The following is a 16,133-nucleotide window of genomic DNA, read 5'->3' as shown; positions in this document are numbered from 1 at the left end:
ATAGAATACAATGAAAAAATATAATAAATTCATAATCGCAATTCTGTTCGGTATGATGTTTCATTCATGCTTGAATCTTGATCCTCAAGATCAATTAGCAGAAACAAATTTATGGAAAACGCCAAACGATTATAGGTTATTTGCCAACCAATTTTATGGATGGACACGTGATTTTGCTACCAGTGTTTATGATGCACCACATTCTGATAAACGTTCAGATATCTTGTTAGACAATAATGACAAGAACAATGTTTTCCGATTGGGTACAAATGGGCTGACAGAAAAGGATGGTGACTACAATGAGGCATATAAGAGGATACGTCGTACAAATATATTACTCAATAATGCGAAGTCGTATAGTAATCCTTCCGATATTGCACAACCAGTTGGCGAAGCTAAGTTCTTTCGTGCATATTGTTACTTTGAACTTTTACAACTGTTTGGTGATGTAATTGTAACCGACAAGGCACTGAGTATTTCTGATCCCGAATTATACACTACTCGTAATAGTCGTAGCGAAGTTGCAGATTTCATTATTGCTGATTTGAAAGATGCAGTACTTAAATTACCATCTACATCCTCTGTCGAAAACGGACGTATAGGTAGCGAAGGAGCATTAGCATTCCTATCTCGAGTAGCACTATTTGAAGGAACTTGGCAAAAATTTAGAGGCAATGAAGTTAGAAGCAAAGAGCTATTAAACATCGCAGCCGATGCCGCTAAAAAAGTTATAGAAAGCAACAAATTCGAACTATTCAAACCCGCTATCCTAGGAGAAACAGCACAAAAATACATGTTTATATTAGAGGACACTAAGTCCAACCCAGCAGGTCTACAAAAGAATTCTAACAAAGAGTATATCTTCTCCCGTCGTCACGACGAAGCATTAGCACCCATTGGAAAAAATATAACTGTAGAAAGTTTACTGAATGTACAACAGATTTCTCGCAAATTTGTCAATATGTATCTTTGCCAAGATGGTTTACCTATCGATAAGTCGGCACAGTTCAAAGGGTATGATAAAATAGATTCTGAGTGGATTAATCGTGACAATCGTATGCGTAATACTCTAGCACGTCCACATGATAATTTTTGGGGCAATGAAAAATCGCGTGTTACATGGACTGGCGACGCTGCTGATTTGGCTGCTGCTCGAACTGTTAATTATATTCCTAATTCAGGAAGTGGATATGGTAACCAAAAGTGGGGAACAGAACGTAAAGTAGCAACAAATTTCGAGGGTTACGATTATCCAGTTATTCGCTATGCTGAGGTGCTGCTCAACTATGCAGAAGCAATCTACGAAAGAGATAATACTATTGAAGATGGAGACTTGGATATTTCTCTCAACCTAGTTAGGCAACGTATCAATCCGTCTATGCCAAAGCTATCAAATAGTTTAGTAGCTGCAAACGGATTGAATATGCGTACTGAGATACGTCGCGAACGTACCATCGAACTCTACAACGAGGGATTTCGCATAGACGATCTTAAACGTTGGAAAACAGCTGAGGTAGAAATGCCTATGGATTTCATTGGTATCAAATGGCAAGGAACCGAATTCCAAACGGTATATCCTAACCCTACATATAATAAGAATGCTGATGGCTGTTTGATAATAGAGACTGGACGCAAATGGGAAGAGCGAAACTATTTATATCCTATTCCTGCCGATCAAATACGTTTGAATCCCAAATTGGGACAAAATCCGGGTTGGGGAAACTAATATTATTACATAAATATTGATAAGATAAACCATGAGAAATATTAAACTATATATAAGTGCGGCTTTTGTATGCTTAGCTAGTGTTGGTTTCATAGCCTGCGATAGTGACAAAGATCTTACGACTGATATGCCAGAAGTGGAACTGATGGACGAGATTACAATCGATAATTTCAAATCCGCAACCTTGTTTCTAGGTGTAGGTATGGACTCTACAATGCAATGGACAGTAAAACCAGTGAATCTTGAAGACAAAGGAATCATTTGGAAGTCGTCTAACGAAGCTGTAGCTACAGTATCGCAAGATGGAACAATAAGTGCAAAAACAATAGGTGAAGCTACCATCAGTATTACTCCAGCAATAGGTTTTGGGGCTACTGAGACGGTCAAAGCTATCCCCGTAAAGGTATTGAAAGAAGTGGTAAAGGCAACGGATATCATTTTTACAAATGACGAAACTGATGTTTATCAGACTGCAACATTACCACTAAGTTACAATATACTCCCCGCCAATCATACCTATGACTATCTGACTTGGAAGAGTAGCAACGAAGCCATTGCAACTGTAGATGAAAATGGAGTGGTGCGAGGTATAGCAGCCGGTGTTGCTACCATCACAGCCTACACGCACGATAGAAGCAAGGTGAAAGCAAGTATAGATATAACTGTAAAGGAAGCAGTTTCAGCAACAGAAGTAGCTATTGCTCTGAATCAAGATTTTGCTTTATACGAAACTCATGTACTTGATTTTACACTGACGCCAGCCAATGCTACAGCGGCTACAGTGAAGTGGGAAAGTAACGATCGAACCGTTGCATCCATCGATAACGAAGGAAATATTACAACTCATAAAATTGGAACAGTGAAGATTACTGCTACAACAGCCAATGGTGCAACAGCTGAAGGTATGATAACTGTAGCTGAAGGTTTATTCAGAAAAGACTTTAGTGATGGTACAATCTTCCCTTGGGAAGTGCAGAATGGTGCTACCTTCTCTTTCGAAAAGGGTAAAATGGTCGTGAAATTTGGTAACCAAAATGCTGAGAAATATAGAGGAGACTTTGTGTATGCAGCAAGCAATGCTGGGATAAAGAAGGCAGCTCTCAATGTGGGTACTTACAGATACTTTGCTGTGAAGATGACAGCAGCAAGCAATTTAGAGCCTAACAATAATCGCTATGGATGTATTGCTATGGATACTAATAATGGAAGATACAAACAGCCAACAGGAAATGGAAATAACAATTACTCAATTTATGTGAAAAATGGTGCTGATTGGGAATGGAATAAGCCAGCTATCTATTACTATGATATGCAGCAACCATTTGGGAACTCCGATTATAGATATTCGTTGACAAGCCCAGTTGAGGTTACCACATTCAAATTTGTGATGGCTGACTATCCTAAAGCTTCTAGTAAGGATAGCTATGAAGTATACTGGGTTAGATCATTCAAAACTCTCGAAGAGTTAAAAGCATTTGTTGATAACGAATAATACCTTTTTTAAGATAATCAGTTCTGTATAGTTTGTTCTAGTACAGCAAACTATACAGAGTTAGAAATAACATAAATAGCCTTATGAAAAATAAAATTATATATGCATTAGCATGTCTTGCTTATTCCATCTTTATGATGGGATGTAGTAGTGAAATCAAAGATGGAACTACAGATATTGATGAATGGCCAATGCCCGTAGAAGATTTTAATGTTAAGATATCACACCCTAGTATGTTACATACTGCTGCTGACTTCAAACGTGTAAAGGAAAAAGTAGCCGCAGGAACACAACCCTGGGCTGATGGATGGGATGTGTTAATAGCAAACGATAAAGCACAAGAAACCTATACAGCTAATCCTACAGTAAAACTTATTAGAGGAGGTGGTTCTCGCGAAGAACCCGAAAAAGATAATTACGCAAGAGCAATGTATGATGTAGCAGCAGCTTATCAGTTGGGCTTGAGGTGGAAGATAAGTGGTGATGAGAAATATGCCAAGGCAGCAGTAAAAATATTGAACGCTTGGGCTACTACTTGTATTTCTATCAGTGGAGACTCTAACAAGTTTTTGGCAGCGGGTATTTATGGCTACCAATTTGCCAATGCTGCTGAGATACTACGTGACTATGATGGATGGAGTAAAGAGGAGTTTGATCGATTTAGAAAGTGGATGACTGATATTTTTTATCCACTCAATAAAGATTTCTTAGATAGACACAACGGTGCATGTATCACACATTATTGGGCAAATTGGGATATGTGTAATATGGCATCAGCATTGGCTATCGGCATCTTGAATGACAACAAGGAAATCATAAACTATGCACTCAACTACTTTAAAGTAGGTACTGGTAATGGTTCTATCAATAATGCTATTCCAGCACTACATACCTATGAGGGTGTAGTAATAGGACAAGGGCAAGAGAGTGGACGTGACCAAGGGCACGCTGCTTTAACCATTTCTCTATATGGGGCATACTGTCAGATGGCATATAATATAGGAGTAGATTTCTTTGGCTATCAGAGTAATAAAGTGCTAGCTATGGGAGAATATGCTGCACTATATAATCTTAAAGGAAGCAAAATTGCAGATGCAGATATGCCATTCAAACAATATGTGAATTGTAATGGGGAAACGCATACCATTGTTTCCAACATTGCAAGAGGAGATGCTAGACCATCATGGGAATTAATCTACAATCACTATGCTAAAGTGAAAAAAGTGCCAGTGAAGTGGGTAAAGGAATTTGCTGAGCAAGTGAGACCCGAAGGTGGAGGTGGAAATTATGGACCAAATAGTGGAGGATATGACCAACTTGGTTTTGGAACATTAATGTATACACAAGAGTAATTTTTGAGATTCAGAAGTTTAGCATGTCTAGGCTTCTGAGTCGAAAAATGGAGAATATAAATCAGAGGTAAAGATAGAAATATGAGAATTATAAACTTATTACTGGGCTTATTTCTATTCAGCAGTATGTATGCTGCCGAATGGCAATGGTCTGTGAAGCTTAAGGATTATATTTCACCTGAGACCAATGCTAGTCCTGAGGCCTATTTGTGGATTCCCCCAAACTGCAACAATATCAAAGCAGTCATGTTTGGACAACATAATATGTGTGAGGAAACTATATTTGAACATCCTGTTTTCAGACAGACGATGACGGAATTGGGTATTGCAATTGTTTGGCTTACACCAGGAATCGATCAACAATGGGATGTGAAAAAAGGAAGCCAAAAGTATTTTGATACAATGATGTCAGATCTAGCAGAACTTAGTGGCTATTCGGAGTTGAATACTGTACCTGTGGTACCTTTAGGACATTCAGCGATGGCGACTTTTCCTTGGAATTTTGCAGCTTGGAATCCTGAACGAACTTTGGCTGTTATTTCTTATCATGGTGATGCCCCACGTACGAACCTTACAGGATATGGAGGTGATAATCTAGAATGGGGTCGCACCCGAAATATAGATGGTATCCCTGGACTAATGATTGAAGGAGAGTATGAGTGGTGGGAAGCGAGGGTAAATCCTGCACTAGCTTTCAGGATGATGTATCCTCAAAGTACTATATCTTTTCTGTGCGATGCTGGTCACGGACATTTCGATGTTTCGGATGCCGTTGTGGACTATATGTGTCTTTTTCTGAAGAAGGCGGTGCAATATAGACTCTCTGGCAGTGAACATGGAATGAAATCCATAGATATAACAGAAGGTTGGTTGGCAGACCGCTGGTACTCTGATGGAAAGCAACGAGCATCTGCATCCCAATACATCAACTATGGAGGCGACCCACACGATGCTTTTTGGTACTTTGACGAGGAGACAGCTATGGAAACCGAGAAATACTATGCAAGGTCTAGTGGTAAAAAGTATCAGTATATTGGATTGAAGAGGAACGGAAAACTGTTACCATTCTATAAAGACAGTCACAGTCAATACCATTTAAATTTTGAGCCTTTAACCGATGGATTAAACTTTCATATTTCAGCCACTTTTACTGATTCGTTGCGTCAGCATATGACAACAGATCATTCGCCAAAGGAGAAAATACAAATAGATAGAATTAATGGTCCAGTCAAGAAAGTAAACGATTCAACCTTTACAGTTCAATTCTATCGGATGGGGTTGGATAATCCTAAACGCACAGGCGACATTTGGCTGTTGGCACATCACTTAGGTGATGAAAAGTATAAAAGCTCGGTGCAACAACTAAACATAAAAGTTCCTTATCCTAATACTGAAGGAAGGATACAACAAATCAATTTTCCCGAGTTACAAGATATCAATAGTCGTCAAAAAACAGTGAAACTTGACGCCACAGCAGATAGTAAGTTACCAGTATCCTACTACGTAAAAGTAGGACCAGTAGAACTTGTAGGTAACGAATTGATAATAGGTAATATTCCTCCCAAGGCGAAGTACCCTTTAGCAGTAACAGTTGTTGCATGGCAATATGGATCAACTGCGGGAGAAAAAGTACAAACAGCAAAAGCTGTAGAGAGAACCTTTTATATAAACAATGACTGATAGGATGAAGTATGAGTTCATTGAGCTCTATTCATTAATATTATAAGTAGAAAACCATGAAAAGAAAATTAAGATTATTTTTATTGCTCAGCCTAGTTTGTAGCAGTATTTATGCTCAAAATATATTAAAGAACACTTATCATCAGCTGAGTTCGCCAGATGGGAAATATGCATTTGAATTTTATCAAAAAGAAGCTAGTAATGGTACAAGACAAATGTATTACTCACTTCAGTTTGAAGGCAAAACAGTAATACAGGAGTCCAAACTAGGTGTGTTGATTGAAAATCAACTCTTCGAGTCAGCTCTTGCTATACCTAATGATACGACTAAAGTATGGGGCGAAAATCTTACTTTCGTTGATTCAGATAGGTCTGTTGTAGATACATCTTGGAAACCAGTTTATGGAGAGCGTAGTCAGGTAAAAGAAAACTATAATGAGTTAGTCCTTAGACTCCAAAAAGGTACAGCAAACCGGTCTCCGATACAAGGGGATGGCTATGACAAACGCTCTTATTACCACATGAACGTAATTGTGCGTGCCTACGATGAAGGTATAGCATTTCGCTATCACTTTCCCGAAGCTACAAATGGCTTGTTTTTACACATTGTGGGTGAACAAACTCAGTTTTCTTTTGCTGAGAAAACTCAAGCATATTATACCCGTTGGGCGCAAACACATTACGAGTTGTTGCCTCTTGAAGACTGGAAAGGCGAGAGTGAGCGCCCTCTTACACTGAAACTTGAAAATGGGCTAAACGTTGTTTTGGCTGAAGCCGAGATGGTGGACTATACACGTATGAAGTACAACTTGGTTGGCAAAAACACATTGCAATCATCACTCTATGACTGTGCAGATGTTATCACGCCATACTCTACTCCATGGAGAGTAATTATGGCTGCAAATAAAGCTACAGATTTGATAGCGAATAACGATATTATACTTAACCTCAATCCTGCAAATAAGATAGCAGATACAGAGTGGATTAAACCAGGTAAGGTTATCAGAATTACCCAACTAAACCAAGCTACGGCACTTAAGTATGTTGATTTTGCCGCAGAGAGGAAACTACAATATGTGCATCTAGATGCAGGCTGGTATGGCTCAGAAGTGCTTATGAGTTCAGATGCTACTAGGGTGTCCGAAAAAAGAGATCTTGATATCCCAGCACTGGTTGATTATGCGGCTTCTAAAGGAATAGGAGTCTGGGTGTATGTTAATCAACGAGCCTTACTACAACAGTTAGATGAGATTCTTCCTTTGTATAAAAAATGGGGAATAAAAGGGATCAAATTTGGCTTTGTACAAATCGGGAATCAACGATGGACTACATGGTTACACGATGCTGTGCGCAAATGTGCAGAGTATGAAATATTAGTAGACATTCATGACGAGTATCGCCCTACGGGCTTCAGTCGTACTTATCCTAATCTACTAACACAAGAAGGTATTGCAGGAAATGAAGAGTTCCCAGATGCCACTCACAATACCATCTTGCCATTTACTCGCTTCATTGCAGGTGCAGCAGATTATACAATTTGCTACTATGATAAACGTATCAAGACCACGCATGCGCATCAGCTTGCTATGGCAGCTGTTTACTATAGTCCGCTACAGTTCCTATATTGGTATGACCAACCAACTGCATATCAACATGAACCTGAAATAGAGTTCTTCGACAATGTAAAAACAGTTTGGGATGATACTAAAATTATAGATGGGGAAATCGGTGAGTTTGTGACTATTGCTCGTCGAAGCCAAGAAGAATGGTTTTTAGGTACTTTAGGAAACAATGAATCCAAAAACATTGTAACTCCTCTTACATTTCTAGATGCTAACAGAAAGTATATAGCTCATATCTATACAGATGATGACAAGGTGGATACAAAGACTAAAGTAAAAGTTACTCGCTTGCTAGTAACAGATAAATCTGTTTTGAAATTCAAACTACAACCTAGTGGAGGAAATGCTATTCATTTTTTACCAGCTAGCAAGGAGGATGTAAAGAAATATAAGCAGTACAATAAAAATCAAATCTTGTAAAATAGGTAAGTATGAAGAAGACAATATTAACTAGATTGATAGTGACGATTGTACTGACAATGGTCATGCTACCTATCAGCGCTAACAATAAGCTAGTAACATATCCAGCTCCTAAGGGAGCAATGCTTAATGGTGATTTCACAGTAAGTGTACGCCAGGCAGATAAAGATTGGCAACAAGTACCATCTTATCTAGTCAAAGTACAAGCTGCTAAGGGATTGATTCGCAATGTGGAAGAAGCGTCTATGGCTTCCTTCGATTTTCAAGGAAAAGTAGAAGTTCGTATTGTATACAATAAAGAACCTATTACAACAGCTCGAGTACGTCCACTCTCTTACGATATAGAGCATCAGATAGAGGGCAATACAATAAGCTTCATTCTAGATCGTCCCAGAAATCTGTCAATAGAGGTAAATGGTGACATATTTCACAATCTTCATCTTTTTGCTAATCCAATAGATGAGTATGTTATAAATCAGAATGATCCCAATCTCATTTATTTTGGTACCGGTGTACATGAAATAGATGAAGAGGAGTTTAAAATTCCATCGAATAAAACAGTATACCTTGCTGGAGGTGCTGTACTGAAAGGTAGATTACTTGTAGAGAATGCCCAAAATGTGAAGATCCTAGGACGTGGTATGATATGCCATACCGTGAAACATGGTATCAAGATATCTAATTCTAAAAACGTATTAGTAGAAGGTATATTTGCAACTCAGTGTTCTACTGGAGGTTCGGATAGTGTGACTATCCGAAATGTAAAAAGTATTAGCTACTATAGTTGGGGAGATGGTATGAATGTCTTTGCAAGTAACAATGTATTGCATGATGGCGTATTTTGTCGCAACTCTGATGATTGTACAACAGTTTATGGAACTCGATTGGGCTATGAGGGAGCATGCAAGAACATAACAATGCAAAATTCGACTCTATGGGCAGATATTGCGCATCCAATATTTATTGGGATACACGGCAATGCGGATAAGCCAGAAGTGTTAGAAAACTTGAATTATAAAAACATTGACATTTTAGACCATCGCGAATCCCAGATCGATTATCAAGGCTGTTTGGCAATTAATGTTGGAGACAACAATACGGTAAGAGACGTTACGTTTGAAGATATCCGTATCGAAAACTTCAGAAAAGGACAACTGCTAAACCTTCGGATATTCTATAATAAGAAATATTGTGCAGCTCCAGGAATAGGAATAGAAAATGTTCTGTTCAAGAATATCAGTTACACGGGCGACAATGCCGAAGTATCTATGATAATAGGATACAACGAAGACCGAAAAATCAAAAATATCCATTTTGAAAACTTAAACATCAATGGACAAGTGATTTCGGATGATATGCCAGGGAAACCAGGATTTTACAAGACAGGTGATCTCGCTCGTATTTTTATAGGAGAACATGTTGAAGGTGTAAGTTTCAGTAAATAATGTAAAGTAAGTACAGATGAAAAAAATAATTATACTAATATCTATATCATTAATTGCAACATCGCTACTAGGGCAATCAATATCCCCAGGGCAACATGCAGGAAAGATAAAGCAGCTTTTGTCTGCGCCAGTCAAAGCATACAGCTTCGACCTTAAGGACGTTAGGCTCTTAGACTCACCATTCAAGGAAAATATGGAACGCGAATCCAAGTGGATTCTATCTATTAGGGTAAACAGTCTGTTGCAAAGTTTCCGTAACACAGCTGGAACTTTTGCGGATCTTGAAGGAGGATACGAATCTGTAAAGAAACTAGGAGGTTGGGAATCATTGGATAGTGATCTGCGAGGACATACGACAGGACATATTATGTCTGGACTTGCTTATCTTTATGCATCTACGAGTGACAATCGTTATAAAGTAAAAGCAGACAGTATTGTGAGAGGTCTGGCAGACGTGCAAGAGACTCTGATTCAGAACGGTCAAAAAGGATACATCAGTGCATATCCCGAAAATTTGATAAACAGAAATATCAAAGGGCAGAGTGTGTGGGCACCATGGTACACATTGCATAAAATATATGCAGGCTTACTAGATCAATACCTATACTGTGACAACGAGCAAGCCTTGAATATTGTAACTAAAGCTGCTGAATGGGCATATCAGAAATTGATGCCATTGAGCCAAGAACAACGTACATTGATGCTACGCAATGAGTTTGGAGGAGTTAATGAAGCCTTCTATAATCTTTACTCTATAACGGGTGATGCAAAGCACAAGGAGTTGGCTGAATTCTTTTATCATGCGGCAGTTTTAGATCCCTTAGCCGAGGGAAATACAGATATGTATTTCAAGCATGCTAATACCTTTATACCTAAGCTACTTGGTGAAGCTAGAAACTATGAGTTGCATTCACATGGGCGTTCTAAAGAGTTGGCTACATTTTTTTGGAATACGGTTCACGATCACCAAACATTCTGCACAGGAGGAAACAGCCATAAAGAGAAATTCATCCATACAGATAGTATATCTAAAAATCTGACTGGCTATACGCAGGAGACATGCAATAGCTACAATATGCTAAAACTTACTAGGCACTTGTTTTGTTGGGACACTAATCCTCACTATGCTGATTATTATGAGCGTGCACTATACAATCATATATTAGGTCAGCAAGATCCACAATCGGGTATGGTTGCTTATTTCCTTCCATTACTTCCTGGAGCACACAAAGTGTATAGTACTCCAAACGATTCTTTTTGGTGTTGTGTAGGTACTGGTTTCGAGAATCATGCTAAATATGGTGAAGCTATCTACTACAATGATGGAAAGGGAATATTTGTTAATTTATTCATACCATCAGAATTGAATTGGAATGACAAAGGTGTAAAAATACGACAAGAGACTCAGTTTCCTAATAGTGAGGATGTAAAGTTGACTTTAACAGTGCAGAAAGCGACAAAGATGCCTCTATACCTACGTTACCCTTATTGGGCAAATGATGTAGAAGTAAAAGTGAATGGGAAACGGATAAAAATAAAGCAAAATCCTTCTAGTTATGTAACACTTGATAGAATATGGAATGATGGAGATGTGGTTGAGGTACGTTATCCTATGCACTTCCACCTTGCTGAGGCAAATGATAATGCAGACAAGGCTGCTATCATGTATGGTCCTTTAGTTTTAGCAGGGGCAATGGGTACGGAAGGTATGGAATCGCCAGCTCCATTTTCGAATCCTACAATTCGCAATGATTATTATACCTACGACTATAAAGTGCCCACAAATCTACAAACGGCACTACAATTGGATAGAAAGAATTTGGTAAAATCTATTGAAAGAGTGGATGCAAATCAACTTGTATTCAAAACTATCAATGATAATATTAAGCTACTACCTATACACAATATTCATCATCAACGTTATGTTGTGTATTGGGATTTAGTTAAATAAAACAATGGATATGAAGAAAATATACATCTGTATAATTCTATTAATGAGTAGTTTCGTTTATGGTCAAAATATTCCTTTGCCCACAAACCTACCTCAGGGGCATCCGCGTCTGATGACAAACGATGATAATAGATTGGTTGTGCAGAACCAGATAAAATCAGAACAATGGGCTAAAGATGTATTCGGTGGCATTCTTGATAGAATCAATCCCTATATAGAAAAGACGCAACAAGAACCAGATTGGATGTACTCTCGATTGATGATGTATTGGACTAGTAAAGCCACACAAGTATATATCAATGGAGGAGTTTACTCACATGCGGATGGAAAAGCACCAGTACCTACTGTCCGATTTGGTAGTACACGAGGGGTAGCTTCCGCATACAAAAGACCCAAGATAGAAGATATTATCCCTTATATGGATGATACTAAGGGAGTTTATTTTCATAATTCGAGCAAAGAAAATAATCCATTAGAGTGGACAGAACAAGCAAACATCTCAGGTTCTAATATTGAGAGTGTTAACGAAGAAATATTACGTTTAGCTAAGGATGCTGCATTTGTATATTGGATAACAAAAGACACCAAGTATGCTAAGTTCTCATTTGATATTCTGGATACCTATTTGAACGGTATTTATCATATGAAAGAACCGTTGGATATAGGTAACGGACATGCACAAACCTTAGTTGGAATGTCTACGTTTGAAGTAATACAAGAACGAATTTTGAATGAATTGGCATATACGTATGATTTTATTTTTGATTATATAGATGCAAATCACGAAGCTAAAAGAAATGTATATGATGCTGCTTTGAAGAAATGGATAGATATAAGTATCAAGAATGGAGTCCCACATAATAACTGGAATCTTCATAAGTCAAAGTTTATATTGAAAGTGGCTATGGTGCTAGAAGACAATAAACACTATGAGGACAGAAAAGGTCGTGAATATTATATCGACTACATTCTGAATAAGACCTCAGCACGCCAATGGTCTCTGCCTCGTTTTATGGATTATGGCTATGACCAAGAAAGTGGTATCTGGAATGAGTGCCCTGGGTACTCACAAAGTGTTGCCCATGAGTTGACTATGTTTATCAAGGAGTATGATAATACGTTTAATCAGAATCTGTTGCCACACGTTCCGGTTATGTATAAGGTCGTAGAGGCTCTTCCTCAATATTTGTTTCCTAATGGTCAAACAACAGCATTTGGAGATTCATATTACAATGGACTGAATACAGAGCCCATAAGTGATATGATTCGCTTGACACAGAAGCACAAAGATGTAGATAATGAAAGATACTATACGGCTATGTACAAGTTGTTGAATACAAACACTAAAGGTGTAGATATAAAACAACAGAAATTGCCAGCGCAAGTTTCTTCATTCTTTACTACTCAGCCCTTGCATCTAGATACAAAAGCGGATGCTGGGAAAATAACTGACTACGTCACTCAGACATTTTATGCCCCTAATGTAAGTTGGTTTGTTCAGCGAAATAAATACAATAGTAAGATGAATGGTCTGATGATTTCACAGTATGCGTCCTACGGTAATCATGCGCATAGCAATGGTCTAGCGATAGAATTGTATGGTAAGGGGCATATACTTGGAGCTGAATCAGGTATAGGATCTTCATATTTCGAGAAGCCATATCTGGAATATTATTCGCAGTTTCCAGCTCACAATACAGTGATGGTGGATGGTATCTCTAAATATCCAGAAATGTTAAGCACCCATCCCTTCGACTTACTTAGCCATTATCCTCAGACAGGGAGCAAAGAAGGTTTCTATCCAGATATTACTTTCTCAGAAGCTTATTTCTTAGAGCCAGAAAGTAGAAGTGATCAAAATCGTTTGTTGAGTATAGTGAGTACTGGAGAAGAAACGGGTTACTATGTAGATATTTTCCGTTCGAAGAAACAGCGACAAGGTGATAGGTATCACGATTATTTCTATCATAATTTAGGGCAAGACCTCTTTTTACAAGATGCAACTGGAGCTACCTTAGAACTACAACCAAATGACGAAATGGCATTTGCTGGAGGACACTTGTTTGCACTGGATTACATGTGGGACAAGCAGTCAAAGAAGACTAGCGAAGATTATCAAGCCATCTGGAAAATGACTTATCCTGATGGGAATAATATTTATATGAATCTGTGGATGAAGGGCTATGCTGGACGGGAAGTATTCTCTATAAAATCTCCTGCCTGCAAAGCATTCAGAAATAATGATGCCTTCCCTTATGAAGTCAATAAATCTCCATATTTAACACTTGCAGCACGTCAACATGGTGAAGCATGGAATCATCCATTCGTATCTATTTTTGAACCAAGCTCTGAAAAGAGTGGCAGAGCCATAACAAGCATAGAAGCCTTTGAAGTGTCAGATGCATCACCCAATTTTGTAGGGCTAAAAGTTCAAAGTAAATCAGGCAGGGTAGATTATATTTTTTCGTCGGTGGTGGATAAAAGCGTATCGTATAAGAATATGACAGCCAACGCGAGTTATGCTCTTGTTAGCGAAAATGGTAAGGATTATGTACTCTTCATGGGCAATGGAATACATATTGAGGGAAAGGGATTTGTTATCCATGCATCAGAAAAAGCAAATGTTGCGTTAGAATACAAAAATGGAGAATACTACTTTACTAGTGATAAAGCCGTAAAGCTTACCAACCCCAAAGGAAAAGTATTTGACATGGGGGTAACTCCTTTTCAAAAAATTAAGTTATGAGAAAAATCACAATAATATTATGCCTCTTGACTAGTCTCAATATATTGGGACAGTCACCTTATGTGTCAAAAGTATGGGAGGCTGATTTGAGTAATGGTAAATACAAGAACCCAATATTACATACCGATTATTCCGACCCTGATGTTATTCGTGTAGGAGATGATTATTACATGACGGCATCGTCTTTTAACTGTGTACCAGGTTTGCCTATTTTACATTCCAAAGATTTGGTAAATTGGAGGATTGTGAATTATGCCTTACAAGACCTAAAGTTGGAGGGTGTACCTGACAAATTCTTTGACAAAGTTCAACACGGCAAAGGAGTATGGGCACCGTCTATCCGCTATCATAATGGTGAATATCTGATTTACTGGGGCGATCCTGACTTTGGAATCTATGTTGTAAAAGCGAAAGATATCTTAGGAGTATGGGATAAACCTATACTAGTACTTGCTGGTAAAGGTCGCATCGATCCTAGCCCGTTATTTGATGATGACGGAAAAGTTTACCTAGTGCATGCCTGGGCTGGGAGCAGAGCTCAACTGAATAGCGTGATGACACTCTGTGAACTGAATGCCGACGGCACAAAAGCAGTAGGTGAAGAGTCGCTAATATACGATGGACTGGAGGATGGTAACCATACGACTGAGGGAGGAAAATTTTATAAGAAAGATGGTTACTATTATTTGCTAGCACCTGCTGGAGGAGTAGCTATGGGGTGGCAAATCGCACTTCGGTCTAAAAATGTCTTTGGTCCTTATGAAGTGAAAACAGTTCTGGCACAAGGAAATACTAAAATTAATGGACCTCACCAAGGTGGTTTAGTTCAAACACAGACTGGTCAATGGTGGTTCTTGCATTTTCAGGATAAAGGAGTGTATGGACGTGTTACACATCTGCAACCCGTTACATGGAAAGATGGCTGGCCTGTTATGGGAATCAATGATAAGGACTATTGTGGGGAGCCTGTTTCTAACCATAAAAAGCCTGATGTAGGCAATACATTCCCATCTGAAACACCTTTAGATAGTGATGAATTTGATTCTGCTAAATTAGGTTTGCAGTGGTCATGGCATGCAAACCCTCAACAAAATTGGGGATATGCTTCTAACAAAGGGTATTACAGAATGTATGGACAATATTATGCAGAAGATTACTCTAACTTTTGGGATGTACCCAATTTATTGATGCAAAAGTTGCCAGCTGAAGAAATGACTACAACAATGAGAGCCACTCTCGTATTGCAGAACGAAGGCGACAAAGCAGGGCTTATAATGATGGGACGCGATTACGCTTACCTTGCTCTAATTAAAAATAGAAATGGATATGAGATAGAACAAATAGAGTGTATAGACGCAGAGCAAAAGAATGCAGAACGAGAGGTGGCACGAATTGTACCACAGAATCTACAGATAGAAACAAAATTTAATTACCAAACCAAGCTGGAGTATGTCGATTTTTATTTTAGAATAAAAGTAAAAACGGGTGGACTGTGTACTTTTTCATACAGTACCGATGGGCATAAATATACAAGTATTGGCAAATCCTTTCAAGCTAAGGAAGGGAAATGGATTGGTGCCAAAACAGGAATATTTATTATGAACAAAGAGAAAGGAAGTCAGCATTCGTGGATGGATATCGATTGGTTTAGGATAGAATAAATAGACGATTTAAGAAGAAAAATAATCTAAAAACATCA

General features: G+C 38.4%; 9 protein-coding genes. All 9 read left to right on the top strand.

Annotated features, from left to right (window positions below; all coding sequences use genetic code 11):
- Window positions 1-10 precede the first annotated feature (10 nt).
- The 9 genes from B091_RS0100150 to B091_RS0100110 all read left to right on the top strand — a co-directional run bounded on the left by B091_RS0100150 (window position 11) and on the right by B091_RS0100110 (window position 16,095).
- A complete protein-coding gene (locus B091_RS0100150) occupies window positions 11-1,726 on the top strand; it encodes a RagB/SusD family nutrient uptake outer membrane protein (protein ID WP_018107971.1) in 1,716 nt (571 codons plus the stop codon).
- A gap of 31 nt (window positions 1,727-1,757) precedes the next feature.
- Window positions 1,758-3,218, top strand: coding sequence for an Ig-like domain-containing protein (locus B091_RS12280; RefSeq protein WP_018107970.1), 1,461 nt, complete (start codon window positions 1,758-1,760; stop codon window positions 3,216-3,218).
- Between the two features lie 83 nt (window positions 3,219-3,301).
- Window positions 3,302-4,570: an alginate lyase family protein gene (locus B091_RS0100140; RefSeq protein WP_018107969.1), complete on the top strand. Its 1,269-nt coding sequence runs from the start codon at window positions 3,302-3,304 to the stop codon at window positions 4,568-4,570.
- 81 nt (window positions 4,571-4,651) lie between these two features.
- Window positions 4,652-6,250 carry a hypothetical protein gene (locus tag B091_RS0100135; protein WP_025069301.1) on the top strand — a complete coding sequence of 533 codons (1,599 nt, stop codon included), beginning with the start codon at window positions 4,652-4,654 and terminating at the stop codon, window positions 6,248-6,250.
- Between the two features lie 56 nt (window positions 6,251-6,306).
- Window positions 6,307-8,292: a glycoside hydrolase family 97 protein gene (locus tag B091_RS0100130; RefSeq protein ID WP_018107967.1), complete on the top strand. Its 1,986-nt coding sequence runs from the start codon at window positions 6,307-6,309 to the stop codon at window positions 8,290-8,292.
- A gap of 11 nt (window positions 8,293-8,303) precedes the next feature.
- Window positions 8,304-9,737 (top strand): glycoside hydrolase family protein, encoded by a 1,434-nt coding sequence (locus B091_RS0100125; protein ID WP_025069300.1) that lies wholly within the window; start codon window positions 8,304-8,306, stop codon window positions 9,735-9,737.
- A gap of 16 nt (window positions 9,738-9,753) precedes the next feature.
- Window positions 9,754-11,688, top strand: a complete 1,935-nt coding sequence (locus B091_RS0100120; protein WP_025069299.1) for a glycoside hydrolase family 127 protein — start codon at window positions 9,754-9,756, stop codon at window positions 11,686-11,688.
- 10 nt (window positions 11,689-11,698) lie between these two features.
- Window positions 11,699-14,434 carry an endo-acting ulvan lysase-like protein gene (locus B091_RS0100115; RefSeq protein ID WP_025069298.1) on the top strand — a complete coding sequence of 912 codons (2,736 nt, stop codon included), beginning with the start codon at window positions 11,699-11,701 and terminating at the stop codon, window positions 14,432-14,434.
- The gene (locus B091_RS0100110; protein ID WP_018107963.1) at window positions 14,431-16,095 is read left to right on the top strand and encodes a glycoside hydrolase family 43 protein; all 1,665 of its coding nucleotides are present in this window, start codon (window positions 14,431-14,433) and stop codon (window positions 16,093-16,095) included. Before B091_RS0100115 ends, B091_RS0100110 begins: the two co-directional genes overlap by 4 nt.
- Window positions 16,096-16,133: the final 38 nt, after the last annotated feature.

This window comes from Bacteroides propionicifaciens DSM 19291 = JCM 14649 (assembly GCF_000375405.1).
Lineage (GTDB): Bacteria > Bacteroidota > Bacteroidia > Bacteroidales > Bacteroidaceae > Bacteroides_E > Bacteroides_E propionicifaciens.
This window is presented reverse-complemented; position numbering and strand designations above follow the sequence as displayed.

Excerpts from the sequence above, each read along its gene's own strand:
- B091_RS0100110 (WP_018107963.1), top strand. The coding sequence starts at position 14,431 with ATGAGAAAAATCACAATAATATTATGCCTCTTGACTAGTCTCAATATA.
- B091_RS0100130 (WP_018107967.1), top strand. The coding sequence starts at position 6,307 with ATGAAAAGAAAATTAAGATTATTTTTATTGCTCAGCCTAGTTTGTAGC.
- B091_RS0100125 (WP_025069300.1), top strand. The coding sequence starts at position 8,304 with ATGAAGAAGACAATATTAACTAGATTGATAGTGACGATTGTACTGACA.
- B091_RS12280 (WP_018107970.1), top strand. The coding sequence starts at position 1,758 with ATGAGAAATATTAAACTATATATAAGTGCGGCTTTTGTATGCTTAGCT.
- B091_RS0100140 (WP_018107969.1), top strand. The coding sequence starts at position 3,302 with ATGAAAAATAAAATTATATATGCATTAGCATGTCTTGCTTATTCCATC.
- B091_RS0100150 (WP_018107971.1), top strand. The coding sequence starts at position 11 with ATGAAAAAATATAATAAATTCATAATCGCAATTCTGTTCGGTATGATG.
- B091_RS0100115 (WP_025069298.1), top strand. The coding sequence starts at position 11,699 with ATGAAGAAAATATACATCTGTATAATTCTATTAATGAGTAGTTTCGTT.
- B091_RS0100135 (WP_025069301.1), top strand. The coding sequence starts at position 4,652 with ATGAGAATTATAAACTTATTACTGGGCTTATTTCTATTCAGCAGTATG.
- B091_RS0100120 (WP_025069299.1), top strand. The coding sequence starts at position 9,754 with ATGAAAAAAATAATTATACTAATATCTATATCATTAATTGCAACATCG.